General features: G+C 43.9%; 16 protein-coding genes. 4 read left to right on the top strand and 12 right to left on the bottom strand.

The genetic code is table 11. The features are described from left to right. The first annotated feature begins 74 nt into the window (after window positions 1-74). Window positions 75-2,180, top strand: a complete 2,106-nt coding sequence (locus F6J99_RS00715; protein ID WP_293111274.1) for a thioredoxin domain-containing protein — start codon at window positions 75-77, stop codon at window positions 2,178-2,180. A gap of 31 nt (window positions 2,181-2,211) precedes the next feature. Here F6J99_RS00715 and F6J99_RS00710 read toward each other — a convergent pair whose 3' ends face one another. Genes F6J99_RS00710 through F6J99_RS00700 form a run of 3 tightly spaced genes read right to left on the bottom strand, consistent with a single transcriptional unit; the run spans window position 2,212 to window position 4,126 of the window. After that, window positions 2,212-3,309: a penicillin-binding protein 2 gene (locus F6J99_RS00710; RefSeq protein ID WP_365972357.1), complete on the bottom strand. Its 1,098-nt coding sequence runs from the start codon at window positions 3,307-3,309 to the stop codon at window positions 2,212-2,214. Further along, on the bottom strand, window positions 3,299-3,934 hold the full coding sequence (locus tag F6J99_RS00705; RefSeq protein WP_293111273.1) for a hypothetical protein: 636 nt from the start codon (window positions 3,932-3,934) through the stop codon (window positions 3,299-3,301). Before F6J99_RS00705 ends, F6J99_RS00710 begins: the two co-directional genes overlap by 11 nt. Before the next feature lie 54 nt (window positions 3,935-3,988). After that, entirely contained in the window at window positions 3,989-4,126 is a 138-nt protein-coding gene (locus F6J99_RS00700) for a hypothetical protein (RefSeq protein ID WP_293111272.1), read from the bottom strand. Between the two features lie 206 nt (window positions 4,127-4,332). Here F6J99_RS00700 and F6J99_RS00695 point away from each other — a divergent pair, with 206 nt between their 5' ends. Both F6J99_RS00695 and F6J99_RS00690 read left to right on the top strand, forming a co-directional pair. Continuing rightward, window positions 4,333-4,488: a hypothetical protein gene (locus tag F6J99_RS00695; protein ID WP_293111271.1), complete on the top strand. Its 156-nt coding sequence runs from the start codon at window positions 4,333-4,335 to the stop codon at window positions 4,486-4,488. 2 nt (window positions 4,489-4,490) lie between these two features. Further along, on the top strand, window positions 4,491-5,996 hold the full coding sequence (locus F6J99_RS00690) for a UbiD family decarboxylase (protein WP_293111270.1): 1,506 nt from the start codon (window positions 4,491-4,493) through the stop codon (window positions 5,994-5,996). Between the two features lie 403 nt (window positions 5,997-6,399). Here the strand turns inward: F6J99_RS00690 and F6J99_RS00685 are convergent, their stop codons facing one another. The 4 genes from F6J99_RS00685 to F6J99_RS00670 all read right to left on the bottom strand — a co-directional run bounded on the left by F6J99_RS00685 (window position 6,400) and on the right by F6J99_RS00670 (window position 11,536). Continuing rightward, window positions 6,400-6,639 carry a CopG family transcriptional regulator gene (locus F6J99_RS00685; RefSeq protein WP_293111269.1) on the bottom strand — a complete coding sequence of 80 codons (240 nt, stop codon included), beginning with the start codon at window positions 6,637-6,639 and terminating at the stop codon, window positions 6,400-6,402. Beyond that, window positions 6,636-7,073, bottom strand: a complete 438-nt coding sequence (locus F6J99_RS00680; protein WP_293053577.1) for a putative toxin-antitoxin system toxin component, PIN family — start codon at window positions 7,071-7,073, stop codon at window positions 6,636-6,638. Before F6J99_RS00680 ends, F6J99_RS00685 begins: the two co-directional genes overlap by 4 nt. A 160-nt stretch (window positions 7,074-7,233) precedes the next feature. Next, on the bottom strand, window positions 7,234-8,556 hold the full coding sequence (locus F6J99_RS00675; RefSeq protein ID WP_293111268.1) for a tetratricopeptide repeat protein: 1,323 nt from the start codon (window positions 8,554-8,556) through the stop codon (window positions 7,234-7,236). A gap of 715 nt (window positions 8,557-9,271) precedes the next feature. Beyond that, the gene (locus F6J99_RS00670) at window positions 9,272-11,536 is read right to left on the bottom strand and encodes a DUF3160 domain-containing protein (protein WP_293111267.1); all 2,265 of its coding nucleotides are present in this window, start codon (window positions 11,534-11,536) and stop codon (window positions 9,272-9,274) included. Between the two features lie 414 nt (window positions 11,537-11,950). Here F6J99_RS00670 and F6J99_RS00665 point away from each other — a divergent pair, with 414 nt between their 5' ends. After that, window positions 11,951-12,121: a hypothetical protein gene (locus F6J99_RS00665; RefSeq protein WP_293111266.1), complete on the top strand. Its 171-nt coding sequence runs from the start codon at window positions 11,951-11,953 to the stop codon at window positions 12,119-12,121. On the opposite strand, the gene F6J99_RS00660 is transcribed toward F6J99_RS00665, so the two are convergent. From F6J99_RS00660 to F6J99_RS00640, 5 genes are all read right to left on the bottom strand, one after another. Continuing rightward, complete coding sequence (locus F6J99_RS00660; RefSeq protein WP_293111265.1) at window positions 12,096-15,125, bottom strand: CHAT domain-containing tetratricopeptide repeat protein; 3,030 nt, start codon at window positions 15,123-15,125, stop codon at window positions 12,096-12,098. The two genes, F6J99_RS00665 and F6J99_RS00660, sit on opposite strands and share 26 nt — an antisense overlap. 55 nt (window positions 15,126-15,180) lie before the next feature. Continuing rightward, a complete protein-coding gene (locus tag F6J99_RS00655) occupies window positions 15,181-15,303 on the bottom strand; it encodes a hypothetical protein (RefSeq protein WP_293111264.1) in 123 nt (40 codons plus the stop codon). Beyond that, the gene (locus tag F6J99_RS00650; RefSeq protein ID WP_293111263.1) at window positions 15,287-18,316 is read right to left on the bottom strand and encodes a CHAT domain-containing tetratricopeptide repeat protein; all 3,030 of its coding nucleotides are present in this window, start codon (window positions 18,314-18,316) and stop codon (window positions 15,287-15,289) included. The genes F6J99_RS00655 and F6J99_RS00650 overlap by 17 nt, the downstream gene beginning before the upstream one ends. A gap of 161 nt (window positions 18,317-18,477) precedes the next feature. Then, window positions 18,478-23,328 carry a DUF3160 domain-containing protein gene (locus F6J99_RS00645; RefSeq protein ID WP_293111262.1) on the bottom strand — a complete coding sequence of 1,617 codons (4,851 nt, stop codon included), beginning with the start codon at window positions 23,326-23,328 and terminating at the stop codon, window positions 18,478-18,480. A 62-nt stretch (window positions 23,329-23,390) separates the two neighbouring features. Continuing rightward, complete coding sequence (locus F6J99_RS00640; protein ID WP_293111261.1) at window positions 23,391-24,188, bottom strand: DUF928 domain-containing protein; 798 nt, start codon at window positions 24,186-24,188, stop codon at window positions 23,391-23,393. Window positions 24,189-24,385: the final 197 nt, after the last annotated feature.

The following is a 24,385-nucleotide window of genomic DNA, read 5'->3' as shown; positions in this document are numbered from 1 at the left end:
AACTAACGACAAATACATCAATGATTCAGTACTCACCAAGGTAGACTGAAGGGGAAGCGACTACTGAAGCTGTCATGACTAACCGCCTTGCCCAATCCCAAAGCCTTTATCTACGTAAGCATGCTGAAAATCCGATCGATTGGTGGCCTTGGTGTGAAGAAGCGCTATTAACAGCAAGAAAACAAGATAGGCCAATTTTCCTGTCTATCGGTTACTCTAGCTGCCACTGGTGTACGGTGATGGAGGGCGAAGCGTTTTCCAATCAGGCAATTGCCAAGTATATGAATGCTAATTTTCTTCCGATTAAGCTAGACCGGGAAGAAAGACCCGATATTGATAGCATATACATGCTAGCATTGCAGATGATGACAGGTCAAGGAGGCTGGCCCCTTAATATTTTCCTGACACCGGATGACTTGGTACCCTTTTATGGAGGTACCTACTTCCCTGTGGAACCACGCTACGGAAGACCGGGGTTTTTGCAGTTGCTCCAATCAATTCGTCGCTTCTATGATTTAGAAAAAGGCAAGCTTAACAGTTTCAAAGAAGACATCCTGGGATACCTCCAACAGGCAGCAGTACTACCCGAATCAGAGCAGCTTGGTGATGATTTGCTCTTTATCGGTGGTCAAGTTAGTGTGGGTGTCGTTAATGCTCTCAATCCAGGTCCACGTTTCCCCATGATTCCCTATGCCAGTATGGCACTACGGGTTACTCGCTTCGATTGGGCATCGGAGTATACCCCAGAGCAGGCTTGTGCACAGCGGGGACTAGACTTAGCCAAGGGCGGTATTTACGATCATGTGGCTGGGGGGTTTCATCGCTACACGGTTGACCCCACTTGGACAGTACCCCACTTTGAAAAAATGCTCTATGACAATGGGCAGATTGTGGAGTACTTGGTAGATTTGTGGAGTGCAGGGATTCAGGAAGCCGCTTTTAAACGAGCGATCGCAGGAACAGTTCAATGGCTCAAGCGGGAAATGACCGCTCCGAATGGTTTCTTTTATGCTGCTCAAGATGCAGATAATTTCGCGACTCCAGCAGACAGTGAACCTGAAGAAGGGGAGTTTTATGTCTGGAGTTATTCAGAACTAGAACAACTGCTAAGCCCATCGGAGTTTACAGCAATTGAGGAAGAATTTACTCTGACCAAAGAGGGCAACTTTGAAGGCAAGAATGTGTTGCAGCGCCGTTACTCAGATCAGTTTTCCCAGAACACTGAAGCTGCTTTGGCTAAACTGTTTGAAGCACGTTATGGTGCCAAACCGGATCTCCTGGAAACCTTCCCACCAGCCAAGACCAATCAAGAGGCAAAAACCCGGAACTGGCTCGGTAGAATTCCACCAGTAACGGACACCAAAATGATTGTTGCCTGGAATAGCTTAATGATTTCTGGCCTAGCGCGAGGCTATAGTGTGTTCCTGGAACCGGACTATTGGCAACTAGCAACTGTTGCTGCTCAATTCATCCTCAACAATCAATGGGTAGCAGGTCGATTCCACCGACTAAACTATGATGGTCAACCGGCAGTGCTGGCTCAGTCTGAGGATTATGCCTTGTTTATCAAAGCTCTACTGGATTTACATCAGGCAAGTTTGTCAGTAGAACAACCTTGGCCTTTTGGCCAAGGTTCAAACCTGCAACCGACCAACCTGTCACCGGCCAGTTGGCTAGAGAAAGCGGTTAAGGTACAGCAGGAGTTTGATGAATTGCTGTGGAGTGTGGATAATGGTGGTTACTATAATGCTGCCAGTGACCCTAGTGATCAACTGTTAGTAAACGAGCGTAGTTATACGGATAATGCGACACCATCTGCCAATGGGGTAGCGATCGCAAACCTAGTACGTCTGGCTTTACTTACTGAAGATCTCCGATACCTTGACCGAGCAGAGCAAGCCTTGAAAGCATTTAGTAGCGTCCTCAACACATCCCCTCAATCCTGTCCCAGTATATTTACTGCTTTAGATTGGTACCGCAATTGCACTCTGATTCGCGCTGGTGCTAAGCAACTTACCTCCCTCATCTGTGAGTATTTCCCCGTAAGTGTTTATCAATTAGATACCCATCTGCCAGATTCTGTTATTGGTTTAGTTTGTCAGGCACTTAGTTGTAAACCAGCAGCCACTAACACTGATCAGTTATTAGCACAGGTGCAGACAAGTCAAACCAGAGCTTGAATTGTACTCATTTGAAAACCGAGTTGCCCTACTAGCGGAAGTTTTGAGATGATGGTGGAATCCGCTCAATGGTAATCAGTGCTTCTATAACTGATTTGACTAATGGTGCAGCTACGTTAGAACCAAAGGCATTGCCTTGGGGTTCATCCACTACTGCTAAGATGACATAGCGGGGAGATTCTACTGGCAAAATTCCCACAAAGCTGGTGATCTTGGCATCGCTGTAATAGCCCCCATTAGGACTGGCTTTCTGAGCCGTACCGGTCTTACCACCAATCCGATAACCAGGAATGCGGGATGCCTTTCCAGAACCATCAGTTACTACAGTTTCCATCATTTCCACCACTGTCCGAGTAGTGTTGGGGGAAAATACTCGTCTCGGTGCAGGACGGCGTGGTTGCCAGTGGGGATTCCCTTTGGTGTCAAACAGTCCCCGAACCACATGGGGAGTCACTAGCTTACCACCATTGGCAAGGGCACCTACCATCTGAGTTAGCTGAATTGGGGTTAAGGAAAAGCCTTGACCAAATGAAGCCGTAGCTGGTTCAATTGGGGAAACTTTAAATTTGTACTTACTTTTGAGCTGTCCAGCCGTCTCAGCTGGTAACTCAATTCCTACTTTTTGCTTTAAGCCTAGCTTCTCTAACCAGTCATAGTAAACCTCAGGTTTCATCTTTCTCATCATCCTCACCATGCCCACATTGCTCGAATGTTGCAGAATCTTGGTGGGATTGATCATCCCGCGAGCGCCTACTGATTTATAGTCATGGTTGAGAATCGGCCATTCGCCAATTTGAATCTTACCAGTGTCGTTGAACAAGCTTTGGGCTGTAATGATACCAGTTTCTAATGCGATCGCAACGTTTAGGGGTTTGAATGTCGAACCAGGTTCATACAAGTCTGACAGCGCCCAATTTTTAAACAAACTCACATCGAATTTGGAGTACTGATTGGGGTTGTAGGTTGGCTCACAAACTAGGGCTAACAACGAACCATTGTTTACATTCATCACTAGGATACTGCCACGCTCTGCATTAAACTTCTTGATGGTTTCCTTCAGGGCAGAGCGAGCTGCTCGTTGCAGGCGACTATCGATAGTTATTTGTAGCCGCAGGTCATCAAGGTGCATAAATCCTTCTGGCACATGACTCAACGGTAGCCATCTTAAAATCAGCGCTGTCCTTTCCTGGTGGTACGTGAATTAGCTCATAGCCACGAGTATGCAGTTCAGTGTCATACTTACCCATAGCACGCCAATTGGCAACAGCAATTTTGATTTGGATCGGGTAGGAACAAATTTGAGCTAGGAACTTTTCGGTTTCAGTATTGAGCCGTAAATTTTCGGCATCTAGCAGTAAGATGGCAATTCCTGTGCCTAGCTTTGGCGAAGGGGAAACCGATGTTGGGGTTTTATTATTAGTAGAGACAGCTAAGTTATGGGAATTATTCCCTGGCTTGGGTCGGATAGAGTGACGAAGTTTTTGGGTCAGTTCTCTAAAGCTGGGGGAGTTGAAATAACTAGGAATGAACAGAACTTGCAGTAATTTCCTGACTTTGATAATTCGTCGGGGCCAATCTTGCTCTTGGCTGAGTTCTGATTTCAAATTGGCCAGGAAAGCAGATTGATGACGGGGCTTATCCCAAGCGATTTTTCGGTATTTTTCCTTGAGTAATTCGGACTGCTGCTGCTGAAGCTCAAGGATGGCTTGGTAGAGGTAAAGGCTAATTTCGTTGATCGCGGCAGAGTCATTCACGAATGGTTTCTGGTAGATTTGGTGAGTAATTTTGGGCAGAATACAAAAGCAGATCTATGAACCCAGTATATGTGAAATAGCAAAGAGAGTAGGGAGTAGGGAGTAGGGAGCGGTGCGACCCGTGGCGAATTTAATTCGCCTACGGAAAGCGCACCGTGGGGAGTAGGGAGTACGGAACAAAAATTCCCACAATTCCTACACGGATCCCTCAAGGATCAGCAGTGGGTAGTGGAAAAATGCGAGTTCCATAGAACTCAGCTGTTGGTAGATTGAAGGAGCTTCGAGCCAGAAGCCAGGAGTCAGAATCCTTGATTACGGAAATGTTTTCCGATAACTTGGTTTCTTTACGGGGTTAAATTTGCCATTATAGCGCTTATCAGAGTAATGAGGTATAGATAATGTTTACCCTACTCCCTCCCTACTCCCTATTCCCTGTTCCCTGTTCCCTGTTCCCTGTTCCCTGTTCCCTGCCTGTTCCCCTTAACCCAAGACTAAAGTCCCTCAACCAATTGAGAACTGGTATAGTAAGAGGGACTCAGCTTTACAAATTGTAATCATGGCCAGAGACCTAAGGGGATTTATCCAAGAGCTAGAACAGAAGGGACAATTGCGGCGGATTAAGGCTTTAGTTGACCCAGATTTGGAAATTGCTGAGATATCAAACCGGATGCTACAAGCGGGTGGACCTGGCTTGCTGTTTGAGAATGTAAAAGGGTCATCCTTTCCGGTTGCGATTAATTTAATGGGAACAGAAGAACGGGTTTGCTGGGCGATGAATCGCTCAACCCCGGAAGATTTGGAAACTCTGGGCAAGAAGCTAGGGATGCTGCAACAACCAAAGCCACCTAAGAAAATTTCCCAGGCGGTGGAATTTGGCAAAATTTTGTTTGATGTGGTGAAAGCTAAACCAGGGCGAGACTTTTTCCCTCCTTGTCACCAGGTGGTGGTGCAGGAAAATGATTTGGATTTGAATACATTACCCCTGATTCGCCCTTATCCCGGTGATGCTGGCAAGATTATTACCTTAGGATTGGTGATTACCAAGGATTGTGAGACCGGTATTCCTAATGTGGGGGTTTATCGGCTACAACTGCAGTCTAAGACTACGATGACCGTGCATTGGCTCTCGGTCAGGGGTGGAGCACGACATTTGCGCAAGGCGGTGGAGAGAGGACAGAAATTAGAAATTGCGATCGCACTCGGTGTTGACCCCCTGATTATTCTGGCCGCTGCTACTCCCATACCGGTTGACCTGTCGGAATGGCTCTTTGCTGGACTCTATGGTGGGTCTGGGGTTAACCTAGCTAAATGTAAAACCTTAGATTTAGAGGTACCAGCGGATTCGGAGTTTGTCCTGGAAGGCACGATTACTCCAGGGGAAATGTTGCCAGATGGTCCCTTTGGTGACCACATGGGGTATTACGGTGGAGTGGAGGATTCCCCCTTGATTCGCTTCCACTGTATGACTCACCGCAAGGATCCGATTTATTTAACCACCTTTAGTGGGCGTCCACCGAAAGAAGAAGCAATGATGGCGATCGCACTCAATCGGATTTATACCCCGATCCTGCGGCAACAAGTCTCAGAAATTGTGGATTTCTTCTTGCCCATGGAAGCTCTGAGTTATAAAGCCGCCATTATTTCGATTAAGAAAGCCTATCCAGGACAAGCGCGACGGGCTGCTTTGGCCTTTTGGAGTGCCTTGCCTCAATTTACCTACACCAAGTTTGTGATTGTGGTGGATGAGACTATTAATATTCGCGACCCCCGTCAAGTGGTGTGGGCAATTAGTTCTAAGGTTGACCCAGTCCGGGATGTATTTATTTTGCCTAATACTCCCTTTGATAGTTTGGATTTTGCTAGTGAAAAGATTGGCTTAGGGGGACGGATGGGTATTGATGCTACTACTAAGATTCCACCGGAAACGGAACATGAATGGGGCGCAACGTTGGAGTCAGATGGGGATGTAGCAGCGATGGTAGATAGGCGTTGGGCTGAGTATGGGTTAGGGGATTTGGATTTGAAAGATGTTGATCCCAATTTGTTTGGGTATGATATGTAATTTATACATCAGTGGTCAGCGGTCAGTGGTCAGCAGTCAGCGGTCAGCGGTCAGCAGTCAGCAGTCAGCGGTCAGCTTCAAATAGATTACTAGAAAGCGTTGCTGGATCTTCCGATGAATAGCAGTAGAGTGGGCATCCTGCCCGCGCAAAAATATATTGAAACTGGCAAGATGCCAGTTCCACCAAGATGGCCATTCTACCTCACTCTTAAAATCATTCAATTATTAAGCAATGCCTACTAAACAGCGATTGGCCTATGGCCACGCTACGCGATCGCATAAATCCCCTTAGAGGTTTTATATAGCACTACGCATTAAGGTGTTTGACATTTATAAAAGCAGCACAAGCTATTATAATCAGCTATTGCTAGCATGCCTATTGCCTCTTGCCTTGCGCGTAGCGCTATTCCAACTCATCCCCTGCTATAGGTTCTGTATCTGGCACTGATGCTAATATTTGATCAAAACGGTTGTAATCGGCTTTTTCCGCATAACTCTGCAAGAGTCGTACAACTTTCTGACCTTCAATTTTTTCGGTAACAGCACTCACTAACCACTGCTCGATAGAAACTTGATTTTCTTCAGCAAGACGTTGAATTTCTTTCAACAATGTCTCAGGTAATTGTAAAGGATAATAATTCATTCGCTAACTTGCTCCTGTAAATTGAGAGAGTGAACCAACTCTCCTGGTCGAACAACTTCAATCCCGAAATATTTGGCAGCTGGCAAAAAATCTTGTACATTAAAAGTGACAATAGCTTGGGCTTGAGCATTAATCGCACATTCCAAAACCATTTCATCATCTGGATCACTTAACTGAGGTCGCCACTTCCAATAAATTCGGATGGGTCTGAATACATCGGCAAGCACACCCAAAATCACGTCAACATCTTCTGATGTCGTCCAAAAATTCTGTAGGTTTTCATCTCGCTTTAAAACTTCAGCATATTCTAGAAACAATGCTTCAGAAACTCCACCTACAATTAATCCTTGACGAATGGCTTTCAAGATTAAAAAACTAGCACCTCGTCGAGAACGTAATGCAGCGACAAAAATATTAGTATCAAAGACATACATATCTGTTTTTTGACCACTGCATCAACTGTAGATCTGTATTATACACTTTCCCAACTTCTATATTTAATCCAAGTCAGCTTCAGCTGTTGGCTTTTGGCTGATAGCAGTTCCTAAGCATATGGTTAGGAACTGCTATATTGTTAGTTCAATAGAGTTTGCTTCACCTTGACAAGTCTATTTCGCGTTTGATAGCCAAACTCTGCTGTTGGAAATCATTCGCTTTTGAGTAGTCGCCCAAGGCACTGTAAGTAATGGCGAGATTTTTCAGAGAGTTAACCTGACCTCTGCGATCGCCTATTTCTTGATAAATAGCCAAACTCTGCTGGAAATTTTCAATGGCCTTTCGGTAGTCTTTCTTGTTTCGGTAAAGAATGCCGAAATTTTTCAGAGACCTAGCCTTACGGATTTGTTGTGCAATAGTGAAACTCTGCTCGAAGAAATCCATGGCCTTGGAGTAGTCCCCTAGGTTTATGTAAGCAATGCCGAGATTGGCTAGAGAGTTAGCCTCACTTTGACGATCGCCTATTTCTTGGTTGATAGGCAAACTCTGCTGGTATAAATCAATGGCTTTTCGGTAGTCCCCCAGATTTTCGTAAGCAAGACCGAGATTTTTTAGAGAGTTAGCCTCACCTGAACGATAGCCTATTTCTCGATAAATAGTTAAACTCTGCTGGAGGTTTTCAATGGCCTTTGGATAGTCCCCTAAGTTTGCGTAAGCAATACCGAGACGATTGATAGAGTTAGCCTCGCGGGTGCGATCACCTATTTCTCGATAAATAGTTAAACTCTGCTGGTGGTTTTCAATGGCCTTTAGATAGTTTCCCTGGAAATAGTAAGCAATACCGAGATTGTTCAGAGAAGACGCCTCACCTTTGCGATCGCCTATTTCTCGTTTGATAGCCAAACTTTGTTGGTATAAATCAATGGCCTTTTGGTAGTCCATCAGATTTTCGTAAACAAAACCGAGATTGCCTAGAGAGTTAACCTCACCTTGTCGGTATTCTATTTCTCGTGCAATAGCCAAACTCTGCTGGAAATTTTCAATCGCCTTTGGGTACTTTTTTAGGGTTCTGTAAACAATACCGAGATTGTTCAGAGAAGACGCCTCACCTTTGCGATCGCCTATTTCTCGTTTGATAGCCAAACTCTGCTGGTGGTTTTCAATGGCCTTTGGATAGTCCCCTAGGTTTGCGTAAGCAATACCGAGACTATTTAGAGATGCAGCCTCACTAAGCCTATCGCCTATTGCTCGATAAATAGTGACTGCCTTCTGCCAAGACTGCAATGCTTCCTGAAATTGCCTTAGTTTAAGCTGCTTAAGACCTTGAACCACAAGTTGGTCAGCTTGAGCTTTACGGCTTTGTGACGTTTGATCTAATGATGCAGAAGCTGGTAATAGGAGTGAATCATGAAATAGTAACGGTGGTGAGAAACTACCTAACAAAGCCAGAAGGATAATTAATCGAAATTTTTGAAATTTCATGGCGAGAACACAAAAAATAAGAGAATAAGTAATCGGTGGTTTTTATATTAAAAATTAACCCGTTAATTCGTTACTTTTTACCAGAACAATAATCAAGCAAGGGCTGTGAATTAATTTTTTATAAACCCACCTGCTGCAATAAATAGGGCTTGCTGATTAACTCTCAAAGCATTTCAAGATAAAGGTTTTAGCCTTTTTTGGTCTCTAAAAGTGCCAGCTTTTCGGTCGAAAAAGCTCAAAAAATTAGCATACAAAGACAAGAGCCGAAAAATAAAGGAACAAGTCTTCCGACTACCTTCTATATAATTCCCATTTCTCCTAACTCCTGACTCCTAACTCCTGACTCCTACCAATACCAAAAGACTTTTTCAGCAAACCCTAAATATGGCCAATTCTGAGGGAGGATTTTATCCTAGGAATTAGGCCAACCTAGTTGAGCAAGGTTGGTGAGGGCATCAAACCACAACCCTTTGGGCATACTGGAAGTTTGAAGCTCGAAAAAATTTATCTATGTATATAACAGTGTTAGATGGGTAAATTATGAAAACCAGTGGTATTTCTTTTTTCATTTACCCAAAACTAAGCCACTAATCAGTAAACCTTTTTGGAAATTTCATGGCCATCAAACAAGACTTATTTCAGAAATCTGGAATAGCGGATATCGGAACATGTAACAGTGGAAAATAATTCACGAAAATCCATTGAGCGCTACTACCTACTCCTCAGGAGGAGAGAACTCATTCAAGAACTCATTAACTACAAGATAGCTTTTTGTCCAGTTGGGGCGAGGTGGAAACTTGCCAGTTTGGATATCTTTTTTCCACTCAGAATCTGATTTACGGGATACCCCTGGCATCTCAAATTCATAATGGCTCAACACTGGTCCAGCAAAGACCATTTTGTCTTTACCGTTGTCCACTGCAATCATCAACAAATCGATATTACCCACGCCCTGGTGAAGTACACTGCCTGGATCTCCCACCATTGGGTCCGGTACATTTGTGTGTACATCCGCAACAATGGCATCCCACTTATCAGAATCCTCAGGTTTCTTATAGAAAAGGCTGGGATACCAACCGGTATAAGTCGGACCCCCTGAAGCAAACCGTTGAATCTCAACAACCTTTTCTAGGAAGTTGGTTTGGGCTTCGGTAAGTTCCTGTTGTGCTAATTCCTTGAGTGCTATTTCCTTCAGGATAGTTAACTGCTGGCTGAAATTTTTGAAGAAGTTAGTTTGTTTTTGCTGAATCTTTCGGAAGCGCTCTGGAAAGGGAGTGTTTTCCATTAGCTGCGCCGCCAGCACAGCCATTTTTTCAAAGCGTTCCCAGAATTCCGGTCTCGGCTCCACAAACCCAGCTGGATAGTAGCATAAGGTTCCACCGGTGTAAGATTGTTTGGCATAAAGGATGGTGTCGTGGCGCAGTTGTGTCCATGACGCTAGTTGTGTATTGAGTGTCTTCATCCCCCAGGCACGGGTACGCATGGCTTCCGGGTATTTCGAGTCCGTAGTGGGTTTGGAAAGTTCCCGCAAGGTTGCCAGCCAATTCATGTAAAGGTTTTCTTCCCAAGCAGAAGGATTTAGCTTTTCAACCACATTAAAGGCTGCCGCTAAGTTGTGTTGATAGTTGAGACCATCTCGGAACTCCTGCCCATTCTGGTTTGTGATCCGATCAACCAGTTCTGGTACTACTTGATTGTTCCCCAGGGTGGCGAATGCGACATCTAATCCACTTGGTACACGGCGCTGAACTTTCTCACCATTCCAAATAATATCATCGTAGACGACTTTGCTCAACATCCAGCTATCCAAGATAAACTTTTGACCGATAACTGTAAAGGAGTGGGGTATTATATCTTTAATCTGATGATCGTCTTCCAGGGGACTAACGTAAACATGACTCCTGATGTTTTGAAAACCTAGGTTGTTAGCTGAAATTTCAGTTTGCAGCTGCTCTAAGGTGGATAAATCTTTAATATCTGTCGGAGATTTAATCTTAGCTTGTTTTAATAGGTCAGCTAGTTGAGCAAACGTCATGGAATCAGTTGGACCGACAAAGGTCTGGAGCATTTGGTCAAAATCTTGCCATTGCTCGAACTTACCAGATTGTTTTAAGAGATCATTGAGGATTATGGCTGCACCCAATTCCCGTGGAGAAGCCTCTTCCGGTTTACCTGCAATCCGTAGATCGACTCTACCGCACCACATTACTGCTCGGAAATATTTCTTAAGAGTCTCGGAATTCTCATAATGCCCACGTACCTTGAATTGAGAAAAATCCATCTCGCGGTAACGCCCAAACAGCTCAAATTGCTGGAGTTGCTCTCCTTCTATGGCTTTGAGGGTTTTTGCCACACGGGCATCCTGATTTAATTTGGTCTTAACTGTTTCTCCTGCCAATAACGAACGAGCGACTGCTAGAAAGTAGTCGGCATCGATTAAACTTAGGTCAAGGACACCATCGCCATATTGATTACTGGCTTCTGGGATTTTATCTGCCATTCCTGTGAGAATTTCATCTAGTGATGTGGCAAGATAACTTTCTTCTAGTTCTTCTAACATGGCGTCATAAGAACGATGCCAAGCATGAAGCAAGGCATCAGCGGAAACGAAAACTGGTAAATCGTTGTTATAGATTTGGTAGAATGATTGAGCGAAACTCTTTGTCCCCATGCGCTCACTGACAACAAAGCCTTGTTTATTGAATACTTCCAGTTCCTCTGAATTGAGGCGGAAAAAGCTGTCATTGAACAAATCCCAAAATTGAGCCTGGGTGGGATCCCAACTAATTTGTGTTAGATAATCAACCTTGGCATCGTAACGTTTAGCAAATTCTTGGGGTGAAATCTGTCCAATCTTATCCAATTCCTGAGCGAAGGTAGGGTTGTAACCAAAGACATCAGGTGACACTTCTGCTGAAGCTGGGTTGACCAAAAGTTTGGAACTGTCAATGCCATCTTCGAGGAAAGTATGGTTGCTCATCAGAATTAACAATACAATGATCGGAGCAATAATTAGCTTGCTTAATTTATTGAAAAGCTTCATCATTAATCAGGGAACAGCGAAGATAAAACAGAGACTAGACAACAGGGTTGGGAGCATGTCAACTTTGTAATTAGGTACATAGATCCCCCCTAACCCCCCTTAAAAAAGGGGGGAATTAGATGGAAAAGTCCCCCTTATTAAGGGGGATAATGGGGGATCTGAATCAGGGATTAACAAAATTGACATGCACCCACAGGGGTAAGCATATGCGCTACGCGAACAGGTCTCAGCTTTGGCCTTAACGGCTTACCGCTTACTGGTAAATGCTTAGAAGCTATATAGCTGTTTACACCCAAGATGACAAATTAATAAAGACCTAGGTTGGTTTAGGTCTTTCCAAAAATAGTTCTGTTGCCTGTCTATAATACTTATCAGTCTTGTTTTGACTATTTATGCAAAACGTTAAAGAAAGTAATCTATAGCAGTTCTCCCCTACTCCCGATTCCCGATTCCCGATTCCCGATTCCCGATTCCCGATTCCCGATTCCCGATTCCCCTAAAGCGCCTCCCCAATCAACGTAAATGCCGCCCAATCTTTCGGATTACCTGACTTCGGAATCATAGTCAACATCGCTTGGCGCAACGCTTGCGCTTTATCCCCTGTGCGGTTAAGATTCCGATAAAACTCCGTCATCAATTCTGTGGTTTTATCATCAGGGATTGACCACAAGGAAACCATCACACTGGGAACACCCGCTGCAACTAAGGAACGAGATAAACCAATCACGCCCTCACTGTTGATGTGACCGACTCCGGTCTCGCAGGCACTGACTACTACTAGTTCGGCACTGAGTTTCATGTCAAAGATTTCTTCCGCAGTCAGTAGTCCGTCCTCTCCTACAGAAGGAGCCAAGGCGATCGCACTCCCAATACCTGAAATACGCTTGGGATCAAATAACCCGTGGGTAGCAAAATGAATATACCTGGCCTTGGGCATCTGGCGTTTAACTTTGGTTTCGGTAGCTTTTTTTCCCAATAGGGGTTGAGCGTTTAACTGGGAGGCAACGTTTTGAGCTTCTTTTTCCGCACCCTTGAGAGCAGATAATTGCTGAGGTGTTTTTCCAGGAGCTGGTGGTACCTCGGGCATGGTAGGATTACCAACTACCAGGGCAGTTTGGGATGATTTAGGAAGGTTTTTCCGTTTCTGATAGGTTAAGCCCAAGACTTCGATGGAGGGAGCAGTGAGGATGGTGTGTTTCTCAATTAAGTACTTTCCCTCCTGGTCTTGCAGGGCTGGGAAGGGAACAGAAAACAGTTCTCTGTTAGGGATGAAGACTACATGAGCCTTCTCATCAAAGGGCAGTAAGTCTGCAATCGGCTCAATCAGTAGTTGATGAAGCTGTTGTAAGCGTGGTTTCTCAATATTAGGGGAATCCACAATCTTGGCAACATCAGTGATTGGGCGCTCGATTGTTACCCCTTCTTCCCACCCTGGTAACTTAAGTCGTAAAGTACCTTGTTGAGCATTAACTTCTACTACTTGCCACCGTTCCTCGAACTGGTCATCCTTCAATTTGACCCAATCACCCTGGGACGGTTGCTGGGAAGACTGACTACTGCGACATTGACCATGGTCTGCAAGGCAATCATCTCCGTTCTTAATCAGGTCTTTGAGAGAGGTATCTGGAGGTAGTTGAGCCAAGCGCCATTCAATTTTGCCCGTAGGCTGGATCACCCAAACATAGATTCCTTCATCGGAAATCATAGAGTATTCCACGAGTGTGCCCTTCTGCTGCTGGGCAATCTGTTTAATTTTCTTGAGGTTAGGGTAATTTAGTGGAGTATCTACTTTTGGGGATAACTCCTTTGCCAGTAATTCTGCCAACGCACGAGCACGCCCCCTCTCGGCAATTTCCAATGCAGCATCGGTTTTATTTTGAGCAATTAGAACTTCCTGCAAATTGCGATAGGTATTAGAGTGCTTCTCAGATAGGGTAATTTTATGGTGATCTGGCAAGCCTGGTCGTAGAGATTCCTTAACGTCCATAGCTTTGGTGAGGGTGGTTTCAGCTTGTTCAAGATCACCTGATTTAAACAGAGCTAATCCTAAGTTATTGAGGGAGTTTCCTTCCCCCTGCCGCTCTCCTATTTCTCGTGCAATGGTTAAACTCTGGTGGTGGTTTTCAATGGCCTTTGGGTAGTCCCCCAGGTTGTTGTAAGCAATACCGAGATTGTTCAGAGAGTTAGCCACACCTTTGCGATCACCTATTTCTCGTGCAATGGTTAAACTCTGGTGGTGGTATTCAATGGCCTTTGGGTAGTCCCCCAGGGAATAGTAAGCATTACCGAGATTGTTCAGTGATTTAGCCTCACCTGAGCGATCGCCTATTTCTCGTTTGATAACTAAACTTTGCTGCTGGAAATCAATGGCCTTTGGGTAGTCCCCCAGGTTGTTGTAAGCATGGCCGAGATTGTTCAGTGAGTTAGCCACACCTGAGCGATCGCCTATTTCTCGTTTGATAACTAAACTCTGCTGCTGGAAATCAATGGCCTTTGGGTAGTCCCCCAGGTTGTTGTAAGCATGGCCGAGATTGTTCAGTGAGTTAGCCACACCTGAGCGATCGCCTATTTCTCGTTTGATAACTAAACTTTGCTGCTGGAAATCAATGGCCTTTCGGTAGTCCCCCAGGTTGTCGTAAGCAATACCGAGATTGCCCAGAGAGTTAGCCTCACCTTTGCGATTTCCTATTTCTCGTTTGATAACTAAACTCTGCTGGTGGTTTTCAATGGCCTTTGGGTAGTCCCCCAGGTTGTAGTAAGCAAGACCGAGATTGCCCAGAGAGGATGCCTCACCTGAGCGATAACCTATTTTTCGTGCAATGGTTAAACTCTGCTGGTAGAAATCAATGGCTTTTCGGTAGTCCCCCAGGTTTTTGTAAGCAATACCGAGATTGTTCAGAGAGCTAGCCTCACCTGAGCGATCACTTATTTCTCGTTTGATAACTAAACTCTGCTGGTGGTTTTCAATGGCCTTTGGGTAGTCCCCCAGGTTGTAGTAAGCAAGACCGAGATTACCCAGAGAGTTAGCCACACCATGGCGATCACCTATTTCTCGTGCAATGGTTAAACTCTGCTGGTGGTTTTCAATGGCCTTTGGGTAGTCCCCCAGGTTGTAGTAAGCAATACCGAGATTGTTCAGTGAGTTAGCCACACCTTTGCGATCACCTATTTCTCGTGCAATGGTTAAACTCTGCTGGAGGTTTTCAATGGCCTTTGGGTAGTCCCCCAGGTTGTTGTAAGTAAGACCGAGATTGTTCAGAGAGTTAGCCACACCTTGCGGGTCTTCTATTTTTTGATAAATAGTGAGTGCCCTCTGCCAAGACTGCAATGCTTCGCGAAATTGACTCACTTTATACTGCTCACGACCTTTATTAAGAAGTCGGTCAGCCTCCGCTTTAGGGCTTTCTACAGTTTGAGCTAGTCCTGGAGAAGCTGGGAATAGGGTTGAAACATTACCTAGTAACGGTGGGGATAAACTAGCTAGTATACCGAGGAGTGCAATAGTGGCTATTCTAGAAGCTTTCATGGTTATTACCCCTATATCAACTTGGAATAAACTCAAAGAAAAGAATTCTATTTATTTAACGGTGGTAGAATAGCCAAACCATGCAAGTGCGATCGCAAAACTCAGAATTTCCACTAATCTCAATCCAGGAAAGTGCGATCGCCTCACGAAAATTTGTTGCCTCAATTAGCTTCCCCAATCAACGTAAATGCTGCCCAATCTTTCGGGTTAGGGGACTTTGGTATCATGGTCAACATCGCTTGGCGCAAAGCTTGAGCTTTATCCCCTGTGTTCTTAAGATTTTGATAAAACTCGGTCATCAATTCTGTGGTTTTATCATCAGGGATTGACCACAAGGAGACCATCACACTGGGGACACCGGCTGCAACTAAAGACCGAGATAAACCAATCACCCCCTCACTGTTGATGTGACCGACTCCGGTCTCGCAGGCACTGACTACTACTAGTTCGGCACTGAGTTCCATAGTAAAGATTTCTTCAGCAGTTAGTAGTCCGTCCTCTCGGTTTGAAGGAGCCAAGGCGATCGCACTCCCAATACCTCCAATACGCTTGGGATCAAATAACCCGTGGGTAGCAAAATGAATATACCTGGCCTTGGGCATCTGGCCTTTAACTTTGGTTTCCGTAGCGTCTTGTCCCAATAGGGGTTGAGCCTTTAACTCGGAGGCAATGTATTTAGCTTCTTTTTCCGCACCCTTGAGAGCAGATAATTGCTGAGGTTTTTCTCCAGCAGCTGGTGGTACCTTGGGCATGGTAGGATTACCAACTACCAGGGCAGTTTGGCCTGAATTAGGAAGGTCTTTCCGTTTCTGATGGGTTAAGCCCAAGACTTCGATGGAGGGAGCAGTGAGGATGGTGTGTTTCTCAATTAAGTAGTTTCCCTCCTGGTCTTGCAGGGCTGGGAAGGGCACAGAAAACAATTCTCTGTGAGGGATGAAGACTACACGAGCATTTTCATCTTTGGGCAGTAAGTCTGCAATCGGCTCAATCAGTAGTTTATGAAGCTGTTGTAGGCGTGGTTTCTCAATATTAGGGGAATCGACAATCCTGGCAACATCAGTAATTGGGCGCTCGATTGTTACCCCTTCTTCCCATCCTGGTAACTTGAGTCGTAAATTACCTTGTTGAGCATTAACTTCAACTACTTGCCACGGTTCCTGGAACTGGTCATCCTTGAGTTTGACCCAATCACCCTGGGACGGTTGCCGGGAAGACTGACTACTGCGACATTGACCATGGTCTCCAAGGCAATCATATCCCTGGTTAATCAGGTCTTTGAGAGAGGTATTTGGAGGTAGTTTAGCCGAACGCCATTCAATTTTCCCCGTAGGTTGGATCACCCAAATAGAGATTCCTCCATCCAAAATAATGGAGTATTCCACGAGTGTGGCCTTCTGCTGCTGGGCAACCTGTTTGATTTTTTTGAGGTTAGGGTAATTTAGTGGAGTATCTCGTTCCGGGGATAACCCCTTTGCCAGTAATTCCGCCAAAGCACGAGCACGTCCCCTCTCGGCAATTTCCAATGCAGCATCAGTTTTATTTTGAGCAATTAGTACTTGCTGCAAAATGCGATAGGTATTAGATTGCTTCTCGGATAGGGAAATTTTATGGTTATCTAGCAAGCCTGGTCGTAGAGATTCCCTAATCTCCATGGCTTTGGTGAGGGTAGTTTCAGCTTGTTTAAGATTACCTGATTTAAACAGAGCATATCCTAAGTTATTGAGCAAGTTTCCTTCCCCCTGCCGCTCTCCTATTTCTTGTGCAATGGTTAAACTCTGCTGGTAGAAATCAATAGCCTTTCGGTAGTCCCCCAGGTTTCCGTAACCATTACCGAGGTTGCCCAGAGAGTGAGCCTCACCTGAGCGATCGCCTATTTCTCGTTTGATAACTAAACTCTGCTGGTGGTATTCAATGGCCTTTCGGTAGTCCCCCAGGTTTCCGTAACCATTACCGAGGTTGCCCAGAGAAGAAGCCTCACCTGAGCGATCGCCTATTTCTCGTTTGATAACTAAACTCTGCTGGTAGTATTCAATGGCCTTTGGGTAGTCCCCCAGGTTGTCGTAAGCAATACCGAGATTGTTCAGTGAGTTAGCCTCACCTGAGCGATCGCCTATTTCTCGTGCAATGGTTAAACTCTGCTGGTGGTATTCAATGGCCTTTGGGTAGTCCCCCAGGTTGTCGTAAGCAAGACCGAGATTGTTCAGTGAGTTAGCCACACCTTTGCGATTTCCTATTTCTCGTTTGATAACTAAACTCTGCTGGTGGTATTCAATGGCCTTTGGGTAGTCCCCCAGGTTGTCGTAAGCAAGACCGAGATTGTTCAGTGAGTTAGCCACACCTGAGCGATCGCCTATTTCTCGTTTGATAACTAAACTCTGCTGGTGGTATTCAATGGCCTTTGGGTAGTCCCCCAGGTTTGTGTAAACACTACCGAGATTCCCCAGTGAGTTAGCCACACCTGAGCGATCGCCTATTTCTCGTGCAATGGTTAAACTCTGGTGGTAGTATTCAATGGCCTTTTGGTAGTCTCCCAGGGAATTGTAAGCAAGGCCGAGATTGTTCAGTGAGTAAGCCTCACCTTGTCGCTCTCCTATTTCTCGGTCAATAGCTAAACTCTGCTGATAGTTTTCAATGGCCTTTGGGTAGTCCCCCAGGTTGTCGTAAGCAGTACCGAGATTCCCCAGTGAATTAGCTTCACCTAAGCGATCGCCTATTTCTCGTGCAATAGCTAAACTCTGCTGGTGGTATTCAATGGCCTTTCGGTAGTCACCCAGGGCATGGTAAGCATTGCCGAGATTGTTCAGTGAGTTAGCCACACCTTTGCGATTTCCTATTTCTCGGTCAATAGCTAAACTCTGCTGGTAGTTTTCAATGGCCTTTGGGTAGTCCCCCAGGTTTTGGTAAGCAATACCGAGATTGTTCACACAGGAAGCCTCACCTTCACGGTCTCCTATTTCTCGATGAATAGTGAGTGCCTTCTGCCAAGACTGCAATGCTTTCTGAAATTGACTCACTTTAGCCTGTTCAATACCTCGATTAAAAAGTCGGTCAGCTTCAGTTTTACGGCTTTCTACAGTTTGAGCTAGTGCTGGAGAAGCTGGGAATAGGGTTGAAACATTATCTAGCAACAGTGGGGAGAAACTACCTAGTATACTGAGCAATCCAATAGTGGCTATTCTTTCAAATTTCATGGTTATTACCCCTATATCAACTTGGAATAAACTCAAAGAACAGAATTCTATTTATTTAACGGTGGTAGAATAGCCAAATCATGCAAGTGCGATCGCAAAACTCAGAATTTCCATTAATCTCAATCCAAGAAAGTGCGATCGCCTCACGAAAATTTGTTGCCTCAATTAGCTTCACCAATCAACGTAAATGCCGCCCAATCTTTCGGATTACCTGACTTCGGAATCATGGTCAACATCGCTTGGCGCAAGGCTTGCGCTTTATCCCCTGTACTGTCAAGATTTTGATAAAACTCCTTCATCAAATCAGCCGTGGGAGCATCGGGAACTGACCACAAGGAAACAATAATACTGGGAACTCCGGCAGCAACTAATGAGCGAGATAGACCGATAACTCCATCACTGGTAATATCACCTTGTCCAGTTTTACAGGCACTCAGGACAACTAACTCAGCATTTAATTTCATCTGTAACAGTTCACCTGCGGTGAGCAAACCGTCATTGATCTCTCCTGTGCCGGAGGGGGCAAGGGCAATGGCTCCGGGTATACCGAGTCCTTTAAAATCACTTAATAGACCGTGAGTAGCCAGATGAATAATTCGAGCTTGGAGTAGTTTAGGCAAAATAGCAGCTTTAGTGGCGCGATTCCCAGTAAGAGCTTGGGTGTTAAGGAGTTCGGCAATCTTAATTGCTTCTTCCTGAGCATGGGGTAACTCAGGTAATTGTTCGGGTTTTTCTCCTGGTTTAGTGGTGACCCTGGGCATGGTGGGGTTGCCTACGACTACAGCACCTTGGACTGAATTGGGAAGCTGTTTCCGTTTTTTATGGGTTAAACCCAAAACTTCAATGGATGGAGCAGTTAGAATAGTGTGTCTCTGAATTAGGTAGTTGCCATCCTTGTCCTGTAGAGCGGGAAAGGGAACGAGAAATAGTTGTTGATGAGGGATGAAGATCACTCGGTCATTCTCATTTTTTGGTAGTAGGTCGGCGATGGGTTCAATGAGGAGTTCATGGAGTTGTTGTAGACTTTTTCGGTTGAAGGCTTTGACAATCGCTACTACATCAGTAATAGGACGTGGGATAGTAGTATCTTCTTCCCAATTCTCCAGTCTGAGTTTGAGAGTGTCTTGCTGAATATCGACTACTTGCCAGGGTTGGTCAAACTGGTCATCCTTTAATTTAACCCAATCACCCACAGTCGGTAGGGTTTGATTGGCACCGCTGCGACATTCGTCTTGAAGAATACAGAAATATCCGTTGCTTACCAATTTTTCTAGGGACGTTTCTTGAGGGAGGTCAACGGCACGAAACTCAATCTTACCTGTGGGCAGAATGACCCAACTATAGAGTTTAAATTCCTTACTATTGCTGGGAAGAATAGAATATTCAACTAGGGTCGAATTTTGTTCTACAGCAATCTGTCGAATTTGTTTAAGGGATATTGGCTTGAAATCAGCAATTTCTTCTGAGTTAACAGCTAACCGCTTCGCTAGTAATTCCACAAAAGCTCTTGTCCGGCCTCTTTCTGAAACTTCTAGAGCTTTTTCACGTTCATTTTGCTGAATGAGTACATATTGTAGAGCCTTGTAAGGAAAAACTTTGTTTTCAAACATTGATATTTTATGGAGATCTTTGTTAGGTCTGATCACAGACTCTATTAAATCAATAGCTTGATAAAGCGTTGCTTTGGCTTTATTTAGCTTACCCATGCTCATAAAAGTACTGCCGATATGAGCAAGAGCATTAGCTTGATCATCAGAAAGTTTTAATTCTTGGAAAATTGCTAACGCCTGTTGATAGAAATGGAGAGCTTCTTGAAACTGTTCCATTCCACTATAAGCTTTGCCAATGTTCAACATAGTCTTCGCTTTATCACTGTAAAAACCATATTTTTCACAAAAATCCAAAGCTTTACGATATAACTCTAGTGCCTGTTGTTTATCCCCCAGTTCATAATAAATTAAGCCACTGTCATTAAGGCTAACTGCTATTCCTTCGCAATCGCCAATTTTTAAACTAATGTCGAAGACTTGGTTATACAATTTCAGTGCTTTTTGATACTCACCCTGATCGCCGTAAATTGAGGCTATATTGGTGAGGCTAAATATTTCTCCTCTTTTATCTCCAATTTTACGATTAATGTCCAAAGCTTGTTGGAAAAGTTCTAGTGCTTTTTGATGGTTACCCTCTAAAGAGCTTTGAATTGCTTGGATGCTGTTGATACTACGTCCTTGTGTAACACGATTGCCAATTTGTTGGCTGACGTCTGAAGATTTATCGAAAAACTCCAGAGCTTGGGAATACTGAGCCAGTTCTGCATGAATCCTTCCCATATTGCTCAGAATTATAGACTCAATAGTACGATCACCTATTTTTTGAGTAAGAGGTAAAGCTTGCTGATATAACTCTAATGCTTGTTGATATTGCTCTCGATTTGTGTATTCTACTGCCATTGAGTAGAGTATTTTGGCTTCCCATGCTGTATCCTTAAGTTCTCTGGTAAGGGATAATACTTGCTCGTAATTGCTCATGGCTGCTTGAAATTGACCTTGATCCAAATACTGCAAAGCTTCTTTCTGTAGCTGTAAAGCTTTGTAGCTTGGTTGTTGACCAATACTTGTCTGTACTGACAGAGGTGAGACGAGATAATCCTTTGTCCAATCAGGACGAGGGGGAAGATTTTTGTTCTGTATGTCTTGTTTCCACTCAGAATCAGATTTCCGCATAACGCTAGGAACTTCAAATTCATAGTGACTCATAACCGGACCAGCAAAAACCATGCGGTCGTCACCATTTTCTACTGCAATCATCAGCATATCTACATTACCCACACCCTCATGAAGGACAATATCTGGTTCTCGTTCCCCTATACTTGTATGCACATCTGCAACCAAGGCATCCCATTTGTCAGAGTCTTTTGGATTGCTGTAGAAAAGCTTAGGATACCAGCCTTCGTATTTGGGAGAGCCCGATGCTCGTTGAATGATCTCAACAATATCTTTGAGAAATTTGGTTTCTACTTTTGTAAGGGGCTGCTGGGCAAGTTCTTTTGACGCAATCTCTTTGATAATCCCCAACTTTTGGGCAAATTGTTCAAGAAATTTAACCTGTTTGGTCTGAATTTCTTGGGATTCTAAGGGAGTCTTTTTAAGCTGTTGGGCTGTTAGCCTTACCATTTGCTCAAAACGTTCCCAGAATTCTGGTCTTGGCTCAACGAAACCAGCCGGATATTCGCATGCCAAAAAAATACCATAGCTTTGTTTGGCGTAGAGAATGGTATCGTGACGCAACTGCGTCCATGAAGCTAACTGGGTGTTGAGGGTTTTCATGGCCCAAGGCTGAGTTCGCATAGCTTCAGGATATTTGGAATTTGAGGTAGGTACTGAAAGTTCACGCAACGTTGCCAGCCAATTCATGTAAATGTTGTCTTTCCAAACAGATGGGTCTTGTTGATCGATTACATTTTTGGCTGCTGCTAAGTTATTTTGGTAGTTAAGACCAACTTTTGGCTGCTGCTTCTCAAGATTGGTAATACGCTCAACGAGATTGGGAGTAACCTGATTGTTATCCAATGCAGCAAAGGCTACATCCAAAGCTGTTGGTCTATTCTGTTTAATAAAAGTACCATCCCAAATTTTTGAAACATCGACTACCTGAGACATTACCCAACTATCCAAAACAAACTTTTGACCCAATATTGTGAATGATCTGGGTAATTGTGGTTTTTCTTCCTTGAAGAGTAAGTGGTAATGACCTCGGATATTTTGAATACCAAATTTTCCATCCAAGATAGTATTTTGCAGTTGCTCTAGACTTGACCGACTGTTGACATTTGCTGGAGAGTTAATCTGTGCTTGTACCAAAAGTTTATCCAGTTGAGCAAAAGTCATAGAATCTGTCCAACCAACAAAAGTTTGGATAATTTCATCAAATTGCTGCCATAACTCAAAATTTCCGGATTTTTTAAGAAGGTCATGAAAAATAATCGCTGCCCCCAGTTCTCGTGGAGAGGCTTCTTCAGGTTTACCAGCAATACGGAAGTCAATTCTGCCACACCACATCATTGCCTGGAAATACTTCCTAAGTCTTTCAGAATTTTCATAATGACCCCTTGGTTTGAATTGAGAAAAATCTACCCGGCGCTCTCGTCCAAACAACTTAAATCCCTGTAGTTGTTGAGCTTTAACAAAGTTGAGAGTTTCAGCAACACGCTCATCTTGATTTAAGTAAGTCTTGACGGGTTCATCAGCTAGATCAGATTCTGGAGATGCTTCGTTGTTAGATTTCCCTACAATTATTTGTAGTCTTTTATTTTTCGACTGTTTAGCAGAATTGGGTTTAAGCAAGGAACGAGCTACAGCTAGGAAATAATCAACATCCTTTAAACTTGATTCTAGTTCTCCATTACCATATTCTTTTGCTGCCACAGGGATAGTTTCTGCCATACCCTGAAGTATTTTTTCTAGATATGGAGCTAAAACCTTTTCTTCTAGTTCTTTGAGCATGGCATCGTAGGACATATGCCAGGCATGGAGAATGGAGTCAGCGGAAACAAAAACAGGTAAGTCGTTACTATAGATGCGATAGAACATCCTAGCAAAACTCTTTGTCCCGAGGCGCTCACTGACTACAAATCCATTTTTATTGAAAACGCTAAGTTCATCTTGGTTCAGTCGAAAATCGTAGTAGAGTTTCTCGTGCTTTTTTGGATCTCGATTGAATAAATCCCAGTATTTAGCTGTGGTTGGATCCCAACTAATTCCTTGAATATAATCAGCCTTGGCATCATACCTTTGGGCAAATTTTTCCGTTGACATCTGCCCAATCTTATTCCATTCTTCTTCAAAGGCAGCATTGTAACCGAAAGTATCACTTGTTGTTTGAGCAAAAGCTCTTTTGGCAAAAAAGTCAGAGCCATTAATGGAATTGATCAGGAAGGGCTGATTACTGACAATAATAAACAGTGCCACCAAAAAACTAAGAATCAGCTTTTTTGATTTCTTTAAATGTTTCATCACAAACCTGCTTAAATGCTAGTTAATAGTGAACAAAAAAATCAGGTTAATAATCAAAACTATTACTCAACTGTGCAACAATCAACTAAAGGCTGTGAGTCAATTTCCTTCAAACCCACCTGCTCTAATAAATCTGCCCAATCCTGAGCCAGAGTTTTATCCTGAGGATTAGCCAAACGCAGTTCAGCTAGAGCAGTTAGGGCATCAAACCACAACCCTTGTTTGGCATAAACAACAATACGCTCCCGGGGATTATTGCCTTCTAACTGCTGCTCCAAATCATCAGTGATAGAGATTCTTTCAACACCACCACTAACGAAATCATTATCTAATGGGTCTGTGGGATTGCAAATCACAGAGAAACGCCAATGATATAAATCTTCCACAACAAGTCCTGAGACCGTTTCCGGTAGAGTAATTTTGACTATTCCTGGCGTATTTTGGAGCATGAATGTTTCTTTGTAGACCTCTTTAAGTTCCTTATTCCGCAACCGAAATTCTGCTTGGATTGTCCGGTTATCGGAATAGGGCACATAAAACCAAAAGGTAGGACGTTCACTAGTAGTTAAGCCGAAATTAGTACCAGGTACTAAAGCAATAAATTTCCCAGGGGGACAGTCATTCCGACTTCCTGCACCTTTACGTTTACCAGGGGCTCCTTTAGGAGGTAGAGTAAGCTCTAATTTAACTGGAACTGGCAATTCAGCTATAGGGGTGAAAGTGTTTTCTCCTTGTTTGAGCAAGTTAGTTAGGGGTTTAATTACTTCTATAGCTTTCACTATGTGAGGTTCAAAACTAAATAACCAACTCAGAGTCAGAGCAATAATTACATTTTGTAGACGAAATTTATTACGATTCATGATACAACACATCCCTAATTTACTTAAGAGATTACCTATCTAATCAAGCTCTTAATCAAGATGCCCTGAAACTAAGGAACCAGCCATCTAAACCACCTGCCATTTTGAGGCTGGAAAAAATTAACCTATTTATATAACAGTGTTAGTTTTGAAAATTATGCAAAACACTGGAATTATTTTTTTCAGCGTTGCTGTGA

Source organism: Moorena sp. SIO4G3 (assembly GCF_010692305.1).
Taxonomy (GTDB): Bacteria; Cyanobacteriota; Cyanobacteriia; order Cyanobacteriales; family Coleofasciculaceae; genus Moorena; species Moorena producens_A.
Note: the sequence above shows the minus strand (reverse complement) of the source record. Positions and strands in the feature narration are given on the sequence as shown.